Annotated in this window: 19 protein-coding genes and 1 pseudogene; 7 read left to right on the forward strand and 13 right to left on the reverse strand. The window is 64.7% G+C overall.

What is annotated here, in order from left to right; genetic code table 11:
* Positions 1-143: 143 nt before the first annotated feature.
* Genes CJZ82_RS04085 through CJZ82_RS04100 form a run of 4 tightly spaced genes read left to right on the forward strand, consistent with a single transcriptional unit; the run spans position 144 to position 4,235 of the window.
* On the forward strand, positions 144-1,214 hold the full coding sequence (locus tag CJZ82_RS04085) for an amino acid ABC transporter substrate-binding protein (RefSeq protein ID WP_094554514.1): 1,071 nt from the start codon (positions 144-146) through the stop codon (positions 1,212-1,214).
* On the forward strand, positions 1,211-2,200 hold the full coding sequence (locus CJZ82_RS04090) for an ABC transporter permease subunit (RefSeq protein WP_094554515.1): 990 nt from the start codon (positions 1,211-1,213) through the stop codon (positions 2,198-2,200). The genes CJZ82_RS04085 and CJZ82_RS04090 overlap by 4 nt, the downstream gene beginning before the upstream one ends.
* 4 nt (positions 2,201-2,204) lie before the next feature.
* On the forward strand, positions 2,205-3,488 hold the full coding sequence (locus CJZ82_RS04095; RefSeq protein WP_094554516.1) for an amino acid ABC transporter permease: 1,284 nt from the start codon (positions 2,205-2,207) through the stop codon (positions 3,486-3,488).
* A gap of 3 nt (positions 3,489-3,491) precedes the next feature.
* Positions 3,492-4,235, forward strand: a complete 744-nt coding sequence (locus CJZ82_RS04100; RefSeq protein ID WP_304442151.1) for an amino acid ABC transporter ATP-binding protein — start codon at positions 3,492-3,494, stop codon at positions 4,233-4,235.
* 68 nt (positions 4,236-4,303) lie between these two features.
* Here the strand turns inward: CJZ82_RS04100 and CJZ82_RS18825 are convergent, their stop codons facing one another.
* Positions 4,304-5,242: a glycine betaine ABC transporter substrate-binding protein gene (locus tag CJZ82_RS18825; protein WP_369820016.1), complete on the reverse strand. Its 939-nt coding sequence runs from the start codon at positions 5,240-5,242 to the stop codon at positions 4,304-4,306.
* A gap of 89 nt (positions 5,243-5,331) precedes the next feature.
* Positions 5,332-5,880, reverse strand: a pseudogene (locus tag CJZ82_RS18830) (ABC transporter permease); the annotation flags it as partial.
* Positions 5,881-6,127: 247 nt separating this feature from the next.
* Here CJZ82_RS18830 and CJZ82_RS04110 point away from each other — a divergent pair.
* Both CJZ82_RS04110 and CJZ82_RS04115 read left to right on the forward strand, forming a co-directional pair.
* Positions 6,128-6,466 carry a P-II family nitrogen regulator gene (locus CJZ82_RS04110; RefSeq protein WP_094554517.1) on the forward strand — a complete coding sequence of 113 codons (339 nt, stop codon included), beginning with the start codon at positions 6,128-6,130 and terminating at the stop codon, positions 6,464-6,466.
* 76 nt (positions 6,467-6,542) lie between these two features.
* A complete protein-coding gene (locus CJZ82_RS04115) occupies positions 6,543-7,280 on the forward strand; it encodes a GAP family protein (RefSeq protein ID WP_094554518.1) in 738 nt (245 codons plus the stop codon).
* A gap of 10 nt (positions 7,281-7,290) precedes the next feature.
* Here CJZ82_RS04115 and CJZ82_RS04120 read toward each other — a convergent pair whose 3' ends face one another.
* The 6 genes from CJZ82_RS04120 to CJZ82_RS04145 form a co-directional block, all read right to left on the reverse strand.
* Positions 7,291-7,692 (reverse strand): fasciclin domain-containing protein, encoded by a 402-nt coding sequence (locus tag CJZ82_RS04120; RefSeq protein WP_094554519.1) that lies wholly within the window; start codon positions 7,690-7,692, stop codon positions 7,291-7,293.
* Between the two features lie 32 nt (positions 7,693-7,724).
* A complete protein-coding gene (locus CJZ82_RS04125) occupies positions 7,725-9,017 on the reverse strand; it encodes a CO2 hydration protein (protein ID WP_094554520.1) in 1,293 nt (430 codons plus the stop codon).
* The gene (locus CJZ82_RS04130; protein ID WP_094554521.1) at positions 9,014-10,495 is read right to left on the reverse strand and encodes an NADH-quinone oxidoreductase subunit M; all 1,482 of its coding nucleotides are present in this window, start codon (positions 10,493-10,495) and stop codon (positions 9,014-9,016) included. Before CJZ82_RS04130 ends, CJZ82_RS04125 begins: the two co-directional genes overlap by 4 nt.
* Before the next feature lie 27 nt (positions 10,496-10,522).
* Positions 10,523-12,349, reverse strand: coding sequence for an NAD(P)H-quinone oxidoreductase subunit F (locus tag CJZ82_RS04135; protein WP_094554522.1), 1,827 nt, complete (start codon positions 12,347-12,349; stop codon positions 10,523-10,525).
* 169 nt (positions 12,350-12,518) lie between these two features.
* A complete protein-coding gene (gene ppsA, locus CJZ82_RS04140) occupies positions 12,519-14,945 on the reverse strand; it encodes a phosphoenolpyruvate synthase (protein WP_198949651.1) in 2,427 nt (808 codons plus the stop codon).
* A 27-nt stretch (positions 14,946-14,972) separates the two neighbouring features.
* Positions 14,973-16,115 (reverse strand): histidine kinase, encoded by a 1,143-nt coding sequence (locus CJZ82_RS04145; RefSeq protein ID WP_094554523.1) that lies wholly within the window; start codon positions 16,113-16,115, stop codon positions 14,973-14,975.
* Positions 16,116-16,260: 145 nt separating this feature from the next.
* Between CJZ82_RS04145 and CJZ82_RS04150 the strand changes: the two genes are divergently transcribed.
* Positions 16,261-17,046: a Tic22 family protein gene (locus CJZ82_RS04150; protein ID WP_233130034.1), complete on the forward strand. Its 786-nt coding sequence runs from the start codon at positions 16,261-16,263 to the stop codon at positions 17,044-17,046.
* A gap of 30 nt (positions 17,047-17,076) precedes the next feature.
* On the opposite strand, the gene CJZ82_RS04155 is transcribed toward CJZ82_RS04150, so the two are convergent.
* From CJZ82_RS04155 to hemH, 5 genes are all read right to left on the reverse strand, one after another.
* Positions 17,077-17,292: a GIVxVP protein gene (locus CJZ82_RS04155; protein ID WP_094554525.1), complete on the reverse strand. Its 216-nt coding sequence runs from the start codon at positions 17,290-17,292 to the stop codon at positions 17,077-17,079.
* The gene (locus CJZ82_RS04160) at positions 17,289-17,675 is read right to left on the reverse strand and encodes a hypothetical protein (protein ID WP_094554526.1); all 387 of its coding nucleotides are present in this window, start codon (positions 17,673-17,675) and stop codon (positions 17,289-17,291) included. The genes CJZ82_RS04155 and CJZ82_RS04160 overlap by 4 nt, the downstream gene beginning before the upstream one ends.
* Before the next feature lie 23 nt (positions 17,676-17,698).
* On the reverse strand, positions 17,699-19,471 hold the full coding sequence (gene ilvB, locus CJZ82_RS04165) for a biosynthetic-type acetolactate synthase large subunit (RefSeq protein ID WP_233130051.1): 1,773 nt from the start codon (positions 19,469-19,471) through the stop codon (positions 17,699-17,701).
* 184 nt (positions 19,472-19,655) lie between these two features.
* A complete protein-coding gene (locus tag CJZ82_RS04170) occupies positions 19,656-20,255 on the reverse strand; it encodes a M23 family metallopeptidase (RefSeq protein WP_233130035.1) in 600 nt (199 codons plus the stop codon).
* Positions 20,218-21,393: a ferrochelatase gene (gene hemH / locus CJZ82_RS04175; RefSeq protein ID WP_094554527.1), complete on the reverse strand. Its 1,176-nt coding sequence runs from the start codon at positions 21,391-21,393 to the stop codon at positions 20,218-20,220. The genes CJZ82_RS04170 and hemH overlap by 38 nt, the downstream gene beginning before the upstream one ends.
* Positions 21,394-21,500: the final 107 nt, after the last annotated feature.

Raw genomic sequence — 21,500 nt, forward strand, 5'->3', positions numbered from 1 at the left:
GGCTCGTGCTGGTGGATGGCCTGAAGGGGGAACTGGCGCTGCCTGGCAGCCATCGATTCCGCATAGAGCCATCTATCAGCCCCGGTTAGCGGCAGGTCCGTGGCAGAGCTGGCAAACTGCGCCCACTGCTTTGCTTCCGGTTGATGCAACCCTCGCCCCGCTGGCTCCTCGCCCTCCCCTTACTGTTGGCATTCACCCTCACTGGTTGCGCCGACGACAGTGGCAGCGGAGGCGGTGTTCAGAGCATGAAGCTCTCCGCCATCCGAGGTCGCGACAAGCTTGTCTGCGGCGTGGACGGGAAGCTGCCAGGCTTCAGCTTCCTGGGCCCCGATGGCACCTACAGCGGGCTCGATGCAGACACCTGCCGCGCTGTGGCGGCGGCTGTGCTGGGCGACCCAGCCAAGGTGGAGTACCGCGATCTCAACTCAAGTGAGCGCTTCGCGGCACTGGCCAGCGGTGAGGTGGACATGCTGGCCCGTAACACCACCATGACCCTGAGTCGTGATTCGGCCGGCGGCAACGGCATTTCGTTCGGGCCCACCACCTTCTTTGACGGCCAGGGCCTGATGGCCCCGGTGGCAAGCGGCATCAGGACCCTCAAGGATCTGGCTGGCAAACCGATCTGCGTGGAGAGCGGCACCACCACCGAACTCAACCTGGCCGATCGCATGCGGGAGCAGGGCATCGCCTACACCCCGCTCAAGTTCCAGACCGGCGACCAGACTTACGCGGCTTACCTGGGCGGCCGTTGCGTCGCCGTCACCAGCGATCGCTCCCAGCTTGCAGCCAAGCGCAGCAGCTTCCCCAAACCCGATGAGCACATCCTTCTGCCGGAGGTGATGAGCAAGGAGCCGCTCACCCCCGCCAGCGTCAATGGCGACCCCGCCTGGGCCGATGCCATGCGTTGGACCGTGTTCGCCCTTTTCCAGGCTGAGGAGCTGGGCATCACCAAGGCCAATGTGGCCGCCAAGGTGGCCGAGGCCAAGGCCAACAAGAACCTGGCCGACCTGCGCCGCTTCCTTGGGGTGGAAGGTGATTTCGGCAAGCAACTGGGTCTGCCGGCTGACTTCGTTCCCAAGACGATCGCAGCGGTTGGCAACTACGGCGAAATCTTTGAGCGCAACGTGGGCAGCGGCTCCCCGCTCAAGCTCGAGCGGTCCGAAAACCGCCTCTGGAGCAAGGGTGGTCTGATCTATTCGCCGCCCTTCCGTTGAGCGCCACCCTCAAGCGAATCCCCTGGTGGCGTGACCGCCGGGTCGTGCCCTGGATCGTTCAGGCGGCGGTGGGCCTGGTGTTGCTCCTGGTGATCACCCTGCTGGTGGGCAACCTGGTGCGCAACCTCACCGCCGCCGGGATGTTGCTGAGCTGGCGCTGGCTGGGCCAGCCGGCCAGCTTCGATGTGGCCGAGAGCCTGATCCCCTTTGACGCCTCGATGCCCTATTGGCGGGCCCTGCTGGTGGGACTTGTGAACAGCCTCAGGGTGATTCTGGTGGGACTGGTGGGGGCCACCCTGCTTGGTACGGCCATGGGCATGGCCTCCTTCAGCGGCAATGGCTTGCTGCGGCGCCTGGCCCGGGTGTACGTGGAGGTGATCCGCAACATCCCGCTGCTGCTGCAGCTGTTGTTCTGGTACTTCGTGGTGTTCCTCGCCCTCCCCAACGGCACCGCCGCCTTTCAGCTGCCTGGCATCGTGCTCTCGAAGTCCGGGCTGTATCTGGCCTGGTTCGCCCAGGGCTTCAGCTGGCAGGGGCCGGAGCTGGTCAATGGGGTATGGCAGGCACCACTGCGCCTTTCGGTGGAGTTCACAGCCCTGCTCACCGGCCTGATCACCTACACCGGCGCGTTTGTGGCCGAGGTGGTGCGGGGCGGCATCGCCTCGGTGTCGAAGGGCCAGTGGGAGGCAGCCACCTCACTGGGCCTGCACTGGAGCGCCAGCATGCGCTCGGTGGTGTTGCCCCAGGCCCTGCGGGTGATAGTGCCGGGCCTGAACAGCCAGTACATCTCCCTGGCCAAGAACTCCTCCCTGGCGGTTGCCGTGGGGTACGTGGATCTGTACTCCGTGTCGGAAACCACCCTCAACCAGACCGGACGGGCCCTCGAGGTGTTTCTGCTGCTCCTGGGCTCGTACCTGATCATCGATCTGCTGATCTCTGCCGTGATGAACGGCGTGAATCAGCTGGTGCAGATCCGGGAGCGCTGAGCTGATGACCTCCATCCAACCCGGGCCGGAGTCCGGAACCAACCCACCCCTGCGACCAGCCAGGCCGGCACCGGAGTCGGTTCAGCCCAGCTGGGCCGGTGCCCTGCGCCAGGAACTGTTCGCCAGCCGCACCGATGGCCTGGTTTCGGTGCTGCTGATCATGGTGATCCTGGCGGCGGTAGCGGGGCTGATGCGCTGGGCACTCGCTCAGGCCCAGTGGGCCGTGATCCAGACCAACACCAGCCTGTTCGCCATCGGTCGCTACCCCGTCCAGCAGCAGTGGCGCCTCTGGCTGCTGGTGGTGCTGGTGGCAGCCCTCAGCGGCGTGAGCTGGGGCTTGCTGCGAGCTTTTCCGCGGGCAGATCGCAGCGGCGAGATCTGGCCGTTCAACGACCGGCTGGCGGTGGCTCTGCTTGGTTTCCTGGCGGCCTGGCTGCCGGCGGCTCTGGCCCTTGGTCTTCCCCTGCAACTGCGCTGGTGGTTAATCACCGCCCTGCTGGTGACCATGCGCTGGCTGGCGGGCCACTGGGGGCGGAGCTTGCCTTCGCGGCTGGTGAAACTGGTGCCCCTGAGCTGGCCTCTGCTCTACCTCCTCGGCATGATACTGATCGCCGGCGGACTGGGCTTTCCCCGGGTGCCGCCGTCGGAGTGGGGCGGGCTGCTGCTCACCTTGCTGATGGCCAGCTTCGCGATCCTGCTCAGCTTTCCGATCGGCGTTGTGGTGGCCCTGGGGCGCCGCAGCAGCCTGCCGTTGCTGCGCTGGAGCTCGGTGCTCTACATCGAGTTCATCCGCGGCGCCCCGCTGATCACCCTGCTATTCCTGGGCCAGAACATCCTGGGTTACATGCTCCCCGGCGGCTGGGCACCGGATCGGGTCTGGCGGGCCGCCTGGGTACTCACCTTTTTCTGTGGCGCCTACCTGGCCGAGGCGGTGCGCGCCGGCCTCTCTGCCGTGCCCCCCGGCCAGCTGGAGGCAGCCCGTTCCCTGGGCCTCTCGATGCCCCTGGCCCTGCAGCGCGTGGTGCTGCCCCAGGCCCTGCGCATTGCCTTGCCGGCCGCCGTGGGGCAGTTCATCTCCCTGCTGCAGGACACCACCCTGCTGTCCCTGATCGGCCTGCTCGATCTGCTCGGCACCGCCCGAACCGTGATGGCCAATCCCGAGTTCCTGGGCAAGAACGCCGAGGTGTATCTCACCCTGGCTGTGCTGTTCTGGTGCTGCTGCGCCGCCCTCGGGCTGGGCAGCCGGGCCCTGGAGCGCCGCCTCGATCCCACCCATTCCCCCGTCTGAGCCATGCCATCCACCCAGCCGATGATCGAGGCCCGTGGGGTGCAGAAGTGGTACCCCAATGGCTTCCACGCCCTGCGCGGCGTCGATCTGAGCGTGTCGAAGGGAGAAGTGGTGGTGATCATGGGCCCCTCGGGCTCCGGCAAGAGCACCTTCATCCGCACCTTCAACGCCCTTGAGGAGTTCCAGGAAGGTTCCATCAGCGTGGATGGGATCGCCCTCTCCAACGACCTGCGCAACATCGATGCGATCCGCTGCGACACCGGCATGGTGTTTCAGCAGTTCAACCTCTTCCCCCACCTCACGGTGCTGGAGAACCTCAGCCTGGCCCCGGTGGTGGTGCGCAAGCGGCGGCGAAGTGAGGTGGAAACCCAGGCCATGGCCCTGCTGGAGCGTGTCGGCATTGCTGAGCAGGCCAGCAAATACCCAGGGCAGCTCTCGGGCGGCCAGCAGCAGCGTGTCGCGATTGCCCGCTCACTCTGCATGGAACCGAGGATCCTGCTCTTCGATGAACCCACCAGTGCCCTGGATCCGGAGATGGTGGGCGAGGTGCTGGAGGTGATGCGCGGCCTGGCCGCCGACGGCATGACAATGGTGGTGGTGACTCATGAAATGGGCTTCGCCCGCGAGGTGGCCCACCGGGTGGTGCTGATGTCGGAAGGCCAGATTGTGGAGGAGGCCGCTCCTGAAACGTTTTTCACCAACCCCCAGCACGAGCGCAGCCGTCAGTTCCTGGCCCAGATTCTCTGAGGGTCCAGAGGCCTGGAGATAGTGCCGGACTTCGCAGAGGTACCTGGCCGTGATCCCGGGCTGGTCTCTCAATGAACGCCGGATGTCTTGAGGTCGTTAAGGAAGCTGCGCACCACCTGCCCCACAGCTTCTCCGTTCTGGTCCACACGGGCATTCAGCTGCTGCATTGTCTGGGCGTTGAGTTTTCCCTCAAGACTGCCAATGGCGCGGCCGATCTCCGGGTGACGCCGAAGGCTGGCGCCATTGACCACGGGCACAGCCTCGTAGGGCGGAAAGTAGTGGCGGTCGTCCACCAGGGCCGTGAGCCTGAGACTGGGGATCAGGCCATTGGTGGAATCGCCGGCGATCAGATCAACCTGAGCATCGGCCAGAGCGCGATAAGTCAGACCCAGGTCCATCGAGACCGGGCGCTTTGCAAAACGCAGGCCATAGCTGCTGGCCAGGCCCTTGTAGCCATCGGGCCTGTTCAGAAATTCATAGCCGAATCCAGCTCTCCAGCCTGGGGTGTGGACGGCCGCCTGAGAGATCGTGGTCAGCTTGAGATGCCGAGCGGTCTCCTGACGCACCAGCACTGCAAACGTATTTTCGAAACCCAGTGATGGGAACACCTCCAGATCGAAGCGGTCCCGGTAGAGCCGTCGGGTCCGCTCCCACACCGTCCTCGCCTCATGTACGGGCGGTTGCTGCAGGATCGTCATCCAGGCGGTGCCGGTGTATTCCACGTAAGCGGCGATGCGACCGCTGCGGACAGCCTCCTGGCAGATCGCCGTTCCCCCCAGGCTGAACTGCCTGTCCACCTGCAGGCTGCTGTGGCGCTCAATCTGCTGAGCGAGCAACTCCCCCAGCAGGATCTGCTCGGTGAAACTCTTGGATCCGATCGTGATCCGCCCGGCCGCTTCGGGGCCAACGGAGAAGGGTGCAAACCCCAGCCAGGTAGCTGCCACCAGAGCAACCAAAATGCCCCCAGGCCGGCAGCCAGCCAGGAGCGGCGACGTCCCCATCCCCATGGCTTCAGCGGCCAGCGCCGTGGCGTGCGTCCCTGCAACAGGCCGATGGCGGTATCCGCGGCGAGGGCCAGCAGCGCAGCTGGAATTGCCCCCGCCAGGATCAGGCCATTGTTCACCGTGGCCAGCCCGCGGAAGATGAACACGCCGAGCCCGCCTCCACCGATCGCGGCGGCGATCGTGGCGACCCCAACGCTGATCACTGTGGCCACCCGGATCCCGGCCACGATCACCGGGAGGGCCAGGGGCAGCTCCACGTGGCGCAGCACCTCTCCCTTGCTGAGACCCAGGGCCTGGCCGGCTTCGCGCAGGCCCGGGGGTACTCCGGCCAGGCCCGTCACGATGGAGCGCAGCAGGGGCAGGAGCGCGTAGAGCACCAGCGCCACCACAGCCGGCACGGGCCCGATGCCCCCCAGAACGGGCACCGTGATCAGCAGGCCGAAGATCGCCAGGCTGGGGATCGTCTGGATCATTCCCGCCAGGGCCAGCGCCGGGCCTGACCAGCGAGGGCGCGACTGAATCCAGAGGCCGGCAGGCAGGCTGATGGCCAGGGCCACAGCCATGGCCAGGCCCACCAGCAGCAGGTGTTCGCCGGTGCGTTGCAGGATCTCCGCGATCAGATCCCTGCTGGGGGCGGCCATGGGTGAGAACGCCGCGGACGATTCTTCAGCTTCGCAGGGGTTTGGTAAGAGCCCCACCGACCAGAATCCAGTCCCTGGGGAAAGCCGTCATCCGAATCGGCTCCAAGCGGCCGCAGGGCCGAATTCTGTCTCGACAGCTACAGAGAGGAGCCGCCTTGACACGCATTGTTCGCTTGAATGCCCCTGCGGCTGGGTGTTCCCCACCGTGCTTCCATCCCTTCACGTTGTCATCTCACTGTCTTCCATCATGAAAAAGGTTGAAGCCATCATTCGCCCAATCAAGCTCGACGCTGTCAAAACGGCTCTCGTCGATGCGGGCATTATCGGCATGACCATCACGGACTGCCGTGGCTTCGGCCGCCAGAAGGGTCAGGTGGAGAGTTATCGCGGCACCGAATTCACCGTGGAGTTCATCAACAAGGTGAAAGTTGAGGTCGTGGTCGACGACGACAAGGTAGATACAGCCATCGAAGCGATTGCGGGCCCTTCCCGCACCGGCGAAATCGGTGATGGCAAGATCTTCGTGACGAATGTGGAGAAAGCCGTGCGCATCCGCACGTCGGAAACGGGCACCATCGCCCTCTGAGCTGCCACCTGCCCCTCGCGCTCCGGGGCGCCAGACCAGTACGGTCAATGACGTCACTTCGGCGTTGGCGCCCCCTGTGCCCAGCCTTGATCTGTTCGGCCCTGCCCCCCACCTGAGCGCTGCTGCGCTGTTTGGTCAGTCATCACTCTTCGGGTTCGGCATTGCCTTCAGCCCGTTGCACATTGCTGTGGTGGTGCTTCTTCTGCTGGGAGAATCCCCGCTGAGGCGTGCCTTGGCCTTCGTGAGTGGTTGGGCCAGCGCCAATGGACTGGCGATCGTGGCCCTGATGGTGGTGGGCGACAACCTGGCCCTCGCTCTCAATCACGGAGAACGGGGTCAGGTGATCATCGATCTGGTCGGTGCTGCAGTGTTGATGGCACTTGGCCTCTATCAACTCACTCCGGCCGCTGCCATCGGCGAGCAGGGCATGGCGATGCGTCTGATGAGTCGGCTGCCTGACTTCAGTGCACCGATGCTCGTCCTGATTGGAGCGGCAAGCGCCCTGCTGACCCCAGAAAATCTGGTCTTCTACCTCAAGGAAGCCGGCTTGTTGTTGATCAATCAGCCGGGGGTCAGCACCGACCTGGAACTCACCGGTGTGTTCGTGGCGGTGGCCAGCTCATTACTGCTGCTGCCGCCCCTGGCCTGGATCGCCACAGGCGGCAGTATCCGTGTCCCCCTCAGCCGACTTGAGGGTTGGATGGAGCACCACGGCGAGTGGCTGGTTGGTGTTCTGGCCCTGATGATCAGTGCCTATCTGATCTGGGAGGGCCTGCATGGACTCTGGTTGATGCAGGGAGCCGCACCCCTTTGAAAAGGAGTGGTCAGCCCGGCAACATCACCCGGTTGATCACATGCACGATGCCGTTGTCGCAGACCACATCTGCGGCATTCACAGTGGCATTTTTCACCTCGAATGGATCGGCGCGCCGGATCGGCAGCGGTGCTCCCTCCAGGGTGGTCCATTCCGGTTGGCTGAGCAGCTGCTCGCGGGTATACTGACCCGAGAGCACGTGATACTTGAGGATCCGCGCCAGTTGGGGTGGGTTCTGCACCAAGGTCTGAACGGTGCCGGGCGGCAAGGCGGCAAAGGCATCATCCACCGGAGCAAACACGGTGAACGGTCCCGGGCTGGCCAGGGCCTCAAGCAACCCTCCAGCCTCAACGGCCGCCAGCAGGGTCTGAAAACAGCCCGCCGCACGGGCGGTGTCGAGAATGTCAGGCACGGTGGTGGTTGTCAGAGGGACGGTGGATCAACTCAGCGGTAGTCCTGGGTCTGCACATCGCGCAGCCGGGCTTCAGGCCTCAGGAAGCGATCCATCTGGCTTTCGAAGAAACGTCGGTTGGCGAGAAGATGCTCTGGATCGGGATCATCCAGGGGATAGAACAGTGCCGCCCTCAGGGCCTGGATCACCGCTGAGGTCACGTTGTACATCGAGCGCTGAAAAGTGATGCCCAGCTGAATCAGCTGATCTTCCTCGCCGCGACGATGCTTGAGGTAAATTTCCTTGAGATAGGGGGGCAGGAAATGCACCATATCCTGCATCAGCAGGGTAGGGGGAATGCCGGCAGACCCCACTGGAAACACATCGGCATAAAGGATGCCGTAGTGAAAGTCGGCCTGTACGTCTGGCACTTGACCAGCTTGGGCATTATAAGATTTGGTGCCACGAAACGGCGCGGTGCGATAGAAGACAGCCTCTACATAGGGCAGGGCAGCTTCGTAGAGCCAGGTGAATCCTTCTGATTTGGGGATGATCTCCAGACACTCTCCATCGATGTAGACATGATGGTAAATCGGACGTCCCGCCACGGCAAAGATGCCATTCACCAGGAAGTTCATGGCGTCAGGTACCCCGGCAAAGCCCCCTTCGTCATAGATATCACTCATCTCGAAGAAGACGGGTGCCATCACCTCCCAGAACAGGCCGAGGTTGGCGTAATAACTGAGCTTGCGCACCTGCTCCAGAAACATCTCCGGAAACAGCTTGTGCAGACCCAGCATCAGGGGATTGCCCTTGAAGTAGGCCTTAATTGCCCGATCGGCATTGGCCTTGTAGGTGTCGCTCTCCAGGTAGTCGTAGAAGCGCCCGCCCATGCCCTGGTGCCAGAACATGGCATCCATGCAGGCCTCGGCGAACTCCATGTTGATGCGGTCATGCCAGAGGTGATGGAGCAGTTTGGGCATCCGCCGCGTTTCACCTTTCGCCATGAACTCCAGCAGCTCGGGGTGAGCTCCGGCCTCGCCCCGCCAGATGCGCAGGTCGGCGCTCTCGCCGGCATAGGAATTGGGGAGATCGAGGTACTCCTGGCTGGGAAAGTATTTGAACGCCGGCAGGGGATTGAGGAATACACGCTCGGCGATGTAAAGGAGATCCCGCCAGTAGAAGTCCATCGGCACGGCGTAGGCCTTGTAGATGCCGATGATCTGGGTAAGGTTTTCTGGGGTGTCCGGCAGCATCGAACCACCGGCTTCAAGCCTCTCCACCACTTCGGAGAAGGGGTGGGTGGAGGGGGGGAGCAGCGTGGGCCTTGAGGTCAGCACCGTCATGAGGGGAGCTCCTGAAGGAGTGAGGTGGCAGGGAGGGACGCGATCAGTGGGTGGTGCAGAGCCAGGGATGTGGTGACGGATTCACTCCAGCCCAGGGTGAGCGGCGGCCAGAGGCCACCCACCAACACCAGAGTGGAGAGGGCCAGGGCAGGTAGTCGCTCGGACCAGGTGGTGGCTGGATAGAAGGCCTTGGCGTTGTCAAGCTTGCCGAAGCCCACCCTGTTGAACAGGCGAACCGCGTACACCGCAGTTAGACCGGAGGCGAACAGGCAGCCGAGGGTGGGCAAGGGGAACATGGTCCAGCTGCCCTGGAAGACAACCAGTTCCGCCACAAAGCCCACCATGCCGGGCAGACCTGCGGCGGCCATCAGGGCCAGCAGGAAAATCCCCAGGGTGAAGGGCAGGCCCCGCAGGGGGTTGAGCAGGCCGGACAGTTCGGCGATCTCGGTGGTGCCGGTCTTGGCTTCGATCAGACCAACCACGCAGAACAGCAGTGAGGAGATCAGGCCGTGGGCCAGCAGCTGGGCGACGGCTCCCTGAAGGCTCAAGGGGGTGGCGGCCGCCATGGCGAGCAGCAGCAGACCCATGTGGCCGAGGGAGCTGTAGGCCACCAGCCGGCGCATGTCGGTCTGGGCGATGGCGTTCAGAGCTCCATACACAGCACCGGCGGTGCCCGCCACAGCGATCAGAGGCGACCAGGCCTCCCAGGTGTCACCCATGAAGCCCACCCCGAAGCGCAGCAGGCCGTAGGCCCCGAGCTTGGAGACCGCTCCGGCCAGCAGCATCGCCACCGGTGAGGAGGATTCGCTGTAAGCCAGGGGCTGCCAACCATGCAGGGGGACCGCCGGTAGCTTCAAGCCAAAAGCCAGGATCAGCAGCCCCAGGATCCAGACCTTGGAGCCCTGGGGCAGCACCGCTGTCGCCAGGTCTGCGTAGGCGAAGCTGAACCCATTGCGATTGAGCAAGCCAAGGGCCAGCACCGCCGCCAACAGGGCCACTCCCGAGGCGGCGCCGTAAAGCAGGTAGCGAATCGCGGCCTCGCGGCTGCGCTCATGGCCCCAGATCGCGATCAGCAAGGTGGTGGGAATCAGGATCAACTCGAAGGCCAGCACGAAGAGCAGCCCGTTGCGGGCGAGCAGTGCCCCCTGAAGCCCGAGGTTGGTGGCCATCACCAGGGAGAAGAACAGCCGCTGCCGCGGCATCCCCAGGCTGGTGGCAGCAACGGCCATCAGGGTCAGCAGAGAGGTGAGGCCCACCAGGGGAAGCGAAAGGCCATCCTGGCCGAGATGAAAGTCGAGGCCGAGCTGGGGCAGCCACGCCAGCCTCAGATCGCTTGCGGGCTCCGTCACCATCCTGACCAGAAGCAGCAGCTGCAGACAGGGGATCAGAAGGGCCAGACGTCGGGGCGAGGGCCCAGCTGGAGCGACGACCATCGCAAGCGCGGCCGCCAGCGGAAGCAACAGGAGCAGAAGCAACATCGGAGTTGACGGCTGGGGAGTCGGGCTTCAGAAATGAAGTGGGGAGGGTGCCAGGGCCAGCTGACGGACGAGGAACCAGACCCCCATCAGCAGCACGCCCACGAGCACGGTGAGGGCGTAGCCCTGCACCCGGCCTGAGGTGCTGTAGCTGAGCCGGCGAGCCCCTTCCATGGTCAGACCGCCACTGCGGTCGCTGAAGCCATCGACCAGACGGCGATCAACCCAGCGGCTGGCCGCTGCCAGCACAACCACCAGACCCACCACGGTGCGGCGGTAAAAGGTTTCAGTGTGCAGATCGGCCGCCAGCCAGTGCTGCAGGCCGTCGAGAGGATGGGGTAGCTGCTGCCAGGTAAGGGCTCCTCCCAGCAGGGTCGAGGCAAGCAGAGGCACGGCCATGGGGCTCCAGTTGATGGCGCCGAACTCGGTGGGTGCCAGCAGCACAGGCAGATGCAGCACCATTCCCGCTCCAACCATGGTGGGGAGCACCATCAGCCAGAGCACTTCGGCCGAGCGGATCGTGAACACCGAGGGGGTTCCTCCCCAGATCCGCCGGAAAATTCGCACCAGTCCGGCGCTGATCAGGGCGTTGGTGAGCAGCAGGACCGCCAGCAGGGCAGCCGGAGCAGGCCCATCGAAGAGGGAACCGGCCAGTTGGTTCAAGGCTCCAAAGCCGGCCAGGGGAGGCAGGGCCACAAGGCCGGCCGCACCCACGAGAAAGGCCAGGCCCGTGAGCGGCCGCCTCGACCAGAGCCCCCCCAGCTGGGTGAGGTCCTGGGTGACATTGCTGGTGATCACCGTGCCCACCGCCATCAGCAGCAGAGCCATCGGCAGGGGATAGATCAGCAGCATGTGCCAGGCCGCATCCACGGCCCCGCAACCCACGGCCATGAACAACAGGCCGAACCAGCTGCTCACCAGAAACGAGAGGGCGCGTTTGATGTCGACCTGGGCCAGGGCGATCAGGGCACCCACCAGAGCCGTGGTGCCGCCCACCACCACGAGAAAAGCCTGGGCTATGGGGCTGATGGCCAGCAGGGGTTGAAGACGAAGCAGGACCCAGGCGCCACCGGCCACCACCACCGAACTGCGCAGGATCGTGGAGGGCAGAGGACCCTCCATGGCCTCATCCAGCCAGAGGTGGAGGGGAATCTGGGCGCATTTGCCCATCGGGCCAGCCACCAGGGCAATCAGGATCAGGGTGAGGACCGGCGAAGGCTCAGCCTGAGCGGCCCACACAGCCAGGTCATTGAAGTTCCAGCTGCCCGCCAGCGGCAGCAGGGCGATCACACCCGCGAGCAACACGAGGTCGCCCACCCGTTTGGTGAGGAAGGCATCCCGGGCCCCCTTGATCACCAGCGACTGGTTGTACCAGGTGCCGACGATCAGGTAAGTCCCCAGGGTGAGCAGCTCCAGGACGACATAGGAGAAGAAGAGCGAATCGGTGAGCACCAGGGCGCAAAGGCCTGCTTCGAAAAGATTCAGCGAACCAAAGAAGCGAGGCCAACCCCAATCCATTTCCAGGTAGCCAATAGCATAGACCTGTGCGAAGAGATGAACGCCGCAGATCATCGTCATGGCGATCAATACGCTGCGATCGATCGTCGCGTCAAAATTGATCGTGAGCCCGGCGGTGGACAGCCAGGTCCAGCTGAAGCTCAGCGAGCGGCCTGAACACCCAATCCAGGCAAGGAGGCCATGGCCGAAGGCCAGACCATTCATCAGCAGGTTGAGATACCCAGCAGGCCTCGGACCGCTCTGGCTGATCAGGCCAGGAGACCAGAGGAAGGAAAGCAAACCGCCGAGCAACGGGTATAGAGGAATAAGCCAGGCCGTCTCGAAGAAGGGGACGGTCATCGCGTTGTGCGGTGCGCGGGAGATTCGCAGAACCTTAGGGCTTCCGGTGCGCTGCTGAGAGCCAATGAAGTTGCATTGCCTATGGCTCCGTTAAGCGTTGTTGATCGGCTACATCCCCGATCAGAGCTCCCGACTCAGGACCTGTCCCGGCAAATTCCAACCAGCTGCTTCAGCTTGCCGCCGCCAGTTCGGCCTCGATCGCCGCGATCGCCAGACGAGTAGCGATCACCGCATCGGGATTGAGGCTGATCGAATCGATGCCTTCCTTCACGAGAAAGCGGGCAAACTCGGGGTAGTCGCTGGGGGCCTGGCCGCAGAGGCCGATCGGACGACCGCAGCGGTGGGCAGCGTGGATGGCGAGACGGATCATCTCCTCCACGATCGGATGACGTTCATCGAAGAGGTCCGCCACCAGAGAGGAGTCGCGGTCGATGCCCAGGGTGAGCTGGGTGAGGTCGTTGGTGCCGATCGAAAACCCATCGAAATGCTTCGAAAAGGCTTCGGCGCCGATCACGTTGCTGGGCAGCTCGCACATCACATACACCTTGAGATCGTCCTTGCCGCGTACCAGGCCGTGGCGGGCCATCTCCTTGAGCACCCGCTCACCCTCCTCCGGGGTACGGCAGAAGGGCACCATCGGGATGGTGTTGCGCAGTCCCATCTGGCGTCGAACCCTCAGCAGGGCGCGGCATTCCAGACCGAAGGCGGCCCGGAATCCCGGGGAGGTGTAGCGAGCAGCTCCCCGCCAGCCGATCATCGGATTGGCTTCGCTGGGCTCGAAGGCCTGGCCACCGAGCAGGCGGGCGTACTCGTTGCTCTTGAAGTCGGAAAAGCGCAACACCACCGGCCTGGGATGGAAAGCCGCCGCGATCCGCGCCATGCCCTGGGCGAGCCGGTCCACGTAGTACTCAGTGGGATCGTCGTAGCCGGCAGTCAGGTTGGCAATGGCCTCGCGCTCCGCTGGATCGCTCACCCGCTCGGGCTGCAGCAAGGCCATCGGGTGAACCCGGATGTGGTTGGCGATGATGAACTCCAACCGGGCCAAGCCGACGCCATCACAGGGGATGGCCGCGAAGCGGAAGGCCTTCTCCGGGTTGCCCACGTTCATCAGGATGCGGGTGCGCGTGGGGGGCAGCTGCTCGAGCTTCTGCTCCTCCATCTCGTAGCGCAGAAGTCCCCGGTAGACCATGCCGTCCTCCCCTTCGGCGCAGCTGATCGTGATCGCTTCACCATCCTTGATGCGCTCCGTAGCGTCACCACAGCCCACCACGGCGGTGATGCCCATCTCCCGGGCAATGATTGCGGCGTGGCAGGTGCGCCCCCCCTGGTTGGTGATCACCCCCCTGGCCTTCTTCAGGATTGGTTCCCAGTCGGGATCGGTGCGCTCGGTCACCAGCAGATCACCCACTTCGAAGCGGTCGATGCCACTGGGGTTGAGGATCACCCGGGCGCGGCCACTGCTGATCGAGGCGCCGATGGCGCGTCCCTGGGTGATCAGCTCCGCCTGATGGGGCTTGAGATGCCAGCGGCAGAGCACCGATCCCGAGCGTCTGGATTCGACCGTTTCAGGACGTGCCTGAAGAATGAAAAGCTCACCGCTTTCCCCATCGCGGGCCCACTCGATGTCCATCGGTGTGGCCGTCCCATGGTGAGCGCTGTAGTGGTCCTCGATCAGGCAGGCCCAGCGGCCCAGGGTGAGGGCCTCTTCATCGCTGATGGCATAACGGCCGCGCTCCGGGGGCGGCACAGGTTCGTTGCGTACCGTGCCGCCTTCGCCATACACCATGCGGATCGCCTTGCTGCCCAGGCGCTTGCTCACGATTGCGGCATAGCCCTCACGCAGGGTGGGCTTGAACAGCAGGATTTCATCGGGATTCACGGCTCCCTGAACCACGTTCTCGCCCAGGCCATAGGCCGCATTGAGCAGCACGGCGTTGCGGAAGCCGGTTTCGGTGTCAATGGTGAACATCACTCCAGCGGCGCCCAGATCTGAGCGCACCATCCGTTGGACACCGATCGAGAGGGCCACCTCCAGGTGATCGAAGCCATTGATCTGGCGGTAAGAGATGGCGCGATCGGTGAACAGGGAGCTGTAGCAACGCAGGCAGGCGGCCAGCAGATCCTTATCTCCTCGCACGTTCAGGTAGGTCTCCTGCTGGCCGGCGAAGCTGGCATCGGGCAGATCCTCCGCAGTGGCACTCGAGCGCACCGCCACCGGCCCGGCCCCCAGTCCGGCGTAGGCCGCCGCAACTGCATCGCTGAGCTCCGGTGGCAGGGCCGCCCCAAGAATCAGCTCCCGTGCGCGCTGGCCGGCCTGCTGCAGAGCTGTGAGATTGCCGCTGTCGAGGTTCGCCAGAATGTCTCTCAGGGGAGCCTCAAGGTCATTGCGCCTCAGGAACAGGCGGTAGGCGGCTGCAGTGGTGGCGAAGCCACCAGGCACCTTCACTCCCTCGCTGGCCAGCTCCCGGATCATTTCCCCCAGAGAAGCGTTCTTGCCGCCCACTTCAGCAATGGCGTCGATGCCCACCTCCTCAAAGGGCCGCAGCAGGGGTGCTTCGCTCAGGGGAGACGTGAGGGTGGCCTGATTGGGGTCCATGGCGATCGACTCGCACAGAAACTCACGTTAGGAACGGCTGGCCCCCGGGTCGGCTTTCAGCGGCGTCAGCCGCAACTCACCGGCCGGAGGAGTGCCGGGTGCGAGATCAAGGCGGCTGGCGGCCCCGCGCAGGGCCACCGGCTTGCCGGCACGGCGGGCCTTGAGAGCGTCGCAGAGATCGAGGGGTCTGGCCTTGGAATCCAGCCAATCCAGCGTCCAGCTCCTCGACTTCTGCCCTGCGAGCGAAGAGACCGCCACCAGCTGGCCTGTGTCGAAGCCGGCGGCCTCCACCAGTCCAGGGGTGTAACCATGGCGCTTCTTGAAGGCCAGCTCGAAGCGGTCCCAGCCCGGCCCGCGGCTGAGCGAGTCGACCCCCAGTTGGGACAGGGGCAAGGGCTCACGCACAGGGAACGGCCAGACCAGAGTCAGGTTCTCTGGGAGGTCGAGTTTGGCGACGGCCCGGGCCAGGGGGCTGCCGGGGGTTGTCATCACCACCAGGGAGGAAGGGGTGTACCAGCCCACGTCATCGCGCAACTGGGCCAGCACCTTGACGTCGGGATCCACGATTGCCTCGGGTTCGTTGGTGGGACCGACGGTCCAGCCTCCGCTGCCCTGAATCGTCTCGACGAAGCGATCCGCCAGGGCCGCCTGCTCCGCTCCACCGTCATGAATGACCATCACCTTGCCCTTGTTGTCCTCCAGCAGGCCCCTCGCCAGGCGGTCGGCCTCAAGGCTGCGGGACGGCAGCACCGGCCAGATTCTGTCGGCGCCCACCTGGCTGGGGAGCCGCTGCAGGGAGTAGCCCCGTTGCAATGGCAGCAACACGTTCACCCCCCGGCTCTGGGCGAGCCGTCCGAAGGACAGCAGATTGACCGCAGGGGGAGCGATCAACAGCTCAGGCATCGGGACACCGAGCAACAAAGCTTCGGGATCCTGCTCCGGCGGAAGCCAGCCCAGTCCCAGGGTGGGGGAGCGCAGGCCACAGGTCCTGGTTTCCTCCATGGCCAGTCCGTAGCCGCGGCGGAGGCTATCTCCCACCCCCGCCAGCAACCCCTCACTGGGCAGCAGCATCAGCACCTCCTGGGGGAAGGGGGTGCTGGCCGCCAGGCTCTGAACCCCGACGAGCACGGCCGCCAGACCGACACCGACACTCCAGAGGGGAGGACGCAACCCGTGCTCTGGGGAGGGTGGTGGCCCGCTTCCCAGTCCGCCAGTGGTCATGGCCCATACCGTCCAGCCCAGCGAGATTACGTGCCGCTCCGTTCCTAGGCTTCGCTATCTCGATGAGGGACGCATGCCGGGCCCAACCGTTCCATTGCAGGATTCACGTCTCACCTCCCCAGAGCGATCGTCTCGTCGTCGTCGCCTGATTGCTCTGCTGAGCAGCTGCGGTCTGGGCTGCGCGGGGCTGGTGGGCCTGTTTCAGCCCCTGCCGGCGCTGGCCATTCCCCAGCAGGAGGCCATGAAAAAGCTGGCTGTGATCCCGGTGTTCGTGCTCACCGATTCCAAGGGAATCCCCCTGCCCCTGCAACGGGACAAGGCCCTGGTACTGCCTCTGTTCCTTGATCGGGGCAAAGCCGAGCAGGAACTGGCCGCCTTTCTCAAGACCAACCCCACCATCAAGGCTGGGGTGCTGCCCATGCCCATGAACGTGGCGCTGGAGCGGGTGCAGGAGCTCAACAAGTCGCTGAAGGACCGCAAACTGCTCTCACCGGTGGTTCCAGCACCATCAGATCTGAGCCAGGCCCGCACGCTGCTGGGCAAGCAGGGCCTTGATCAGAAGGCGATCCAGGAAGGGCTCTCCGTGCCGGTGTTCTTCACCAAGCCGCTGATCACCGTCAAAACTCCCCAGGGGGAACGCGGACTCTTCTTCTTCGACTACGCCTCGTTGCAGAAGGCGATGGCAACCATTCCCGATCGCAACAAGCTCACGATTCAAGCCGCAGATCTCAGTGCCGTGATGGATCAGATCGTGAAACAGAGCAAGGACACCTATGCCTTCTACCCAACACCGGAGTACTTCCGCTTGGTGCAGCAACAGTCCAGAACCCAGGGGGCTGGCCCAGCTGGGGCTCCCCCGGCAGTGGCCCCACGCCGATGAAACCCATCATCAGCAAAGGAGTCTGACCACCTAATCCGAGCTGTCCTCCTGTTCGGTCTCCGGTTGGGCCTCAGGCAACAGCTGGGTGAGCAGACCTCCGGCCAGGAGGACCGCAGCGATGGCCAGAGCCAGGGGCCGGTTCGCTTCCGACCCTTCGCCGTTCCAGAGGGCCGCGCTGAGAAAAGCACCTCCAAGCAAAAGGGTTGGGACCAGCACGATGCCTTTGGCAGTGCGATTCAGGCTCATGGTTGCTTGGGGTCGTCCTCGCTGGACGGGCAGCCTTGTGGGCGAATCAGCGACGGCAAGGGCTGGGCCAGGCCTGCGCTGATCAGGCCTGAGCCCAGGTCATCCCCTCCCCGCAGCACCTGAACACGGGCGAGCAACACACCATCTGCGGAGCCCAGGGGACGAAGGTTCACCCGGGTGCGGCGTGGCAGCTCCTGGCGCAGCCAGTCTTCAGCGGCCCTTGAGTGCTCGGGGGTGACGCTGATGCAGCCCAGCTGAACCGGGTAGCTGCGGTTCTGATCGCCTACCTGGAGCAACACGCCACTGCGCACCTGCAGTACCTCAGCGGCAGCGGCAGGCAGGGCGGTCAGGGGGTTGAGCAGCAGGCCCAACACCAGGATCAAGGCAAGAAGCAGGGGAAGGGGACTCAGAGCTTGGCGCCGCAGCTGGGACAGAAGAGATGGGCACTTTCGGTGCTGAAACCACAGGAGCCGCACTGGCGCGTGGTGTCGATCGCCAGCTCCGGATGGGTGGGAAGGCCCACCATCTGAGCATTACTGGCGCCGGGTGGCACCATCGGATAGCAGTTTTCGTTGCGGCGTACGCGCACGTCGATCAGGGCAGGGCCTGGATGGACCAGGGCCTCAGCCAGCTGCTCGCGGAAGCCGTCTCGCTCGCTGATTCCCACCCCTCTCACGCCGAAGGCCTCGGCCAGACGGGGGAAATCAGGCATGCCGCGGGTCATCTCCGAGGCGGAGTAACGCTCGCCGTAAAAGCTCTCCTGCCACTGCCTCACCATCCCCTGCCAGCCGTTGTTGAGGATCACCACCTTCACGGGCAGTTCGTACTGGGAGAGGGTGCCCAGTTCCTGGATGTTCATCAGGATGCTGGCGTCTCCGGCCACACAGATCACCTGGTCGTCCGGGAAGGCAACCTGCACGCCCATGGCTGCCGGCAGCCCGAAGCCCATGGTGCCGAGGCCGCTGCTGCTGATCCAGTGGCGTGGTGGATTGTTCAGGTACTGGGCGGCCCACATCTGGTGCTGGCCCACATCGGTGGTGACGAAGGCATCCGGAGCGAGATCACGCAGAGCAAGCACAACCTCCTGGGGGGCGATGGCCCCTTCCGGGGTGGGGATCACCAACGGGTAGTGGCGTTTCCAGCGGTTGATGCGCTCCAACCAGGGGCCAGTGCGACCGTGATCGGTCTCACCTGCCGAGGCCTCCAGCAGAGCCTCCAGGGCCAGACGCACATCAGAGACGATCGGTACGTCAGGCAGGCGGTTCTTACCCACCTCGGCCGCATCGATATCGATGTGGATCACCTGGGCACGGGGGGCGAAGCTGTCGAGCCGTCCGGTGACCCTGTCGTCGAAGCGGGCCCCCGCTGCGATCAGCAGATCGCATTCGGTGACGGCGAAATTCGCATAGGCGGTGCCGTGCATCCCCAGCATGCCCACCGAGAGGGGATGGCGCTCATCGAAAGCCCCCTTGCCCATCAAGGTGGTGGTGACCGGTAGCTGGAAGCGCTGGGCCAGGGCGATCAATGAGGAGTGGGCTCCGGAGCTGATGGCGCCGCCACCCACATACAGAAGCGGGCGGCGCGCCTGGCGGATCAGCTCGATCGCCCTGGCGATCGCCTCAGGCGCGGGACCATTGGGCAGCAGGTATCCCGCCGGAATGGCCGCGCCCGGCTCCACGGGGGTGTAGTCAAACTCCTCAAGGCCCACATCCTTGGGTACATCGATCAGCACCGGGCCAGGCCTGCCCGTGGAGGCGATCAGGAAGGCCTCGGCCACGATCCGGCCGATGTCCACAGGGTCGCGCACCACCCAGGAATGCTTCACGATCGGCAGGGTGATGCCGAAGATGTCGGTTTCCTGGAAGGCGTCGGTGCCGATCGAGGCGCGGGGCACCTGACCGGTGATCACCACCATGGGCACCGAATCCATCTGGGCTGTGGCGATGCCGGTGACCAGATTGGTGGCCCCGGGTCCAGATGTGCCGAAACAGACACCTACCCGGCCGGTGGCCCGGGCGTAAGCGTCAGCGGCGTGGGCGCCCCCCTGTTCGTGTCGGACCAGCACATGCTTGAGCCAGCCCCGACTCTCGGCCTTGTGCAGGGCGTCGTAGATGGGCAGAATCGCTCCGCCGGGATAGCCGAACACGTCGGTGACGCCGTGGCGGTGAAGCGCATCCATCAGGGCGTCGGCGCCGCTGAGCCTCCCGGGCACAGCTGGTGCAACAGCCTCAGCAGGAATCAGAATCTGATCCGCCGGGACGGGCGCTGCTGTGTTGGCCGAGGTGCTGACAGTTGTCGAGGTCACGGTGGTCACGGTCACGGTGGCGGGCAACACACGTAACGAAGAAGGTCAGCGTAGGAGCTCACCTCCGACCTTGGGAGAACTGTTGCGGGGACTGTGGCTTCAACCGCCGGCCGCGCACCATGGCGCGCAGGATCAGGCCCGGATCGAGCCAGGTGCCCCGGTAGCGGATTCCCCAGTGCAGGTGGGGGCCCGTGGTGCGCCCGCTCAGGCCCACATGAGCGATCAGCTGACCGGCCCGCACCGTCTGGCCAGGGCGCAGCAGCACCGGGCCACTGGCGTAGACGCCGCCTCGCACCTCACCGGCCAGGTGGCAATACATGTGCTCATAGTCGCCAGAACGGATCACCACCCCCACGCCGCAGCCGCCGGCATGGAAGACATCCGCCACCCTGCCGCCCCACCAGTTGCGGATGGGGGAGCCCAGGGGAGCGGCGATGTCGAGGCCGGAATGCATCTCCCGGCCACCACCAGGCCCGTTGCGACGGCCGAAATGACTCGTGTAGCCAGCGAAGTGGACGATTGGAAACACCCCGCGCGCCCAGCGCAGATCCGAGCGGGCAGGCGGGATCAGCACCAGCGCCAGCTGCAGACCAAGCAGCCCGGTCGCGATGCATCGGCGTTTAGAGAAGGCCGAGGGCATGGAGCGGACCACGTCCACTCAGGAGCTCCAGCAGGAAAGCCGAGAACCCGAGCATCGCCAGACGGCCGTTCCAGACCTCTGAACTGTTGTTCCAGCCCCAGGCCCACTTGTCCTGGGGGTAGAGCTTCACCTGGGTCGCCAGGGCGGCAGCCTGATCCAGATTCACTTCGGGGCCGGCCTGGGCCTGCTGCACCAGATCGGCCAGGCCCTTGATGAAAGTGGGGTAGGTATCGAGGGCGGGCACGCGCACGAAATTTCTGATGCCGGCTTCGGTGGCGATTTCCCGGTATTCGATATCGATTTCCTCGAGAGTCTCGATGTGCTCGCTCACGAAGCTGATGGGCACCACCACCAACTCCTGGACCCCCTCCTCACCCAGCCGCACCAAGGCTTCATCGGTGTAGGGCTTGAGCCATTCCACAGGGCCCACCCGGCTCTGGTAGGCCAGGGTGTAGGGATTGCCATGGCCGAGCAGTTGTTCCAGTTTGGCCATCACCAGCCTGGAGCAGGCCTCAATCTCCTGCTGATAGGGGTCACCGGCATCCTCCACATAGCTCTTGGGCACGCCATGAGCGCTGAAGAACACGTGGGCTGAGGCTGGGTCCTCGCAGCTGCGCACACCAGCGGCGATCAGCTCCGCCATCGCCAGCACATAACCGGGATGGTCGTACCAGCTGCGGATGCAGCGGATCGGCAACTTGCTGAAGGCGGGATCGGCCTGGCGCAGGCGCTGCAGTTCACGGAAGCTCGAACCACTGGTGCTGATCGAGAAGTGGGGATAGAGCGGCAGCACAACCACCTCATCCACGGCGTCTGCCTTGATGTCGCCTACAGCCGATTCGGTGAATGGATGCCAGTAACGCATCGCCACATAGGTGGTGGCCTGGACGCCCCGATGGCGCAGTTCACTCTGGAGCTCGCGTGCCTGCTGCTCGGTGATGCGGCGCAGGGGGGAGCCGCCGCCGATGGCGCGATAGGCCTCCTTCGACTTGTTGCTGCGCAGGGTGCTGATCAGCCAGGCCAGGGGTTTCTGCAGCAGGGGCGTCGGCAGCCGGATGATCTCCGGATCAGCGAAGAGGTTGTAGAGAAAGGGGCCAACGTCTTCGATCCGCTCAGGCCCGCCGAGGTTCAGCAGCAAGACGCCGACCCTGGCCATACCTGAACTGATCCTCTGAGTAGATCAGAGCGTAACCCTGCTGCTGCCCGCTGGCGGCAGCCCAAGCTGATCGATATCGTCGGCGCGCCCATCGCCGACTCCAACTC

The sequence above is a fragment of the Synechococcus sp. 1G10 genome, assembly GCF_002252625.1.
GTDB lineage: Bacteria > Cyanobacteriota > Cyanobacteriia > PCC-6307 > Cyanobiaceae > Regnicoccus_A.

Bases quoted from the DNA above. Each gene is read 5' to 3' on its own strand.
- CJZ82_RS04130 (WP_094554521.1), bottom strand. From the start codon at position 10,495: ATGTTGCTTCTGCTCCTGTTGCTTCCGCTGGCGGCCGCGCTTGCGATG.
- hemH (WP_094554527.1), bottom strand. From the start codon at position 21,393: ATGGCCAGGGTCGGCGTCTTGCTGCTGAACCTCGGCGGGCCTGAGCGG.
- CJZ82_RS04135 (WP_094554522.1), bottom strand. From the start codon at position 12,349: ATGACCGTCCCCTTCTTCGAGACGGCCTGGCTTATTCCTCTATACCCG.
- CJZ82_RS04125 (WP_094554520.1), bottom strand. From the start codon at position 9,017: ATGACGGTGCTGACCTCAAGGCCCACGCTGCTCCCCCCCTCCACCCAC.
- CJZ82_RS04110 (WP_094554517.1), top strand. From the start codon at position 6,128: ATGAAAAAGGTTGAAGCCATCATTCGCCCAATCAAGCTCGACGCTGTC.
- CJZ82_RS04085 (WP_094554514.1), top strand. From the start codon at position 144: ATGCAACCCTCGCCCCGCTGGCTCCTCGCCCTCCCCTTACTGTTGGCA.
- ilvB (WP_233130051.1), bottom strand. From the start codon at position 19,471: ATGGATGCGCTTCACCGCCACGGCGTCACCGACGTGTTCGGCTATCCC.
- CJZ82_RS04155 (WP_094554525.1), bottom strand. From the start codon at position 17,292: ATGAGCCTGAATCGCACTGCCAAAGGCATCGTGCTGGTCCCAACCCTT.
- CJZ82_RS18825 (WP_369820016.1), bottom strand. From the start codon at position 5,242: ATGGGGATGGGGACGTCGCCGCTCCTGGCTGGCTGCCGGCCTGGGGGC.
- CJZ82_RS04100 (WP_304442151.1), top strand. From the start codon at position 3,492: ATGCCATCCACCCAGCCGATGATCGAGGCCCGTGGGGTGCAGAAGTGG.
- CJZ82_RS04095 (WP_094554516.1), top strand. From the start codon at position 2,205: ATGACCTCCATCCAACCCGGGCCGGAGTCCGGAACCAACCCACCCCTG.
- ppsA (WP_198949651.1), bottom strand. From the start codon at position 14,945: ATGGACCCCAATCAGGCCACCCTCACGTCTCCCCTGAGCGAAGCACCC.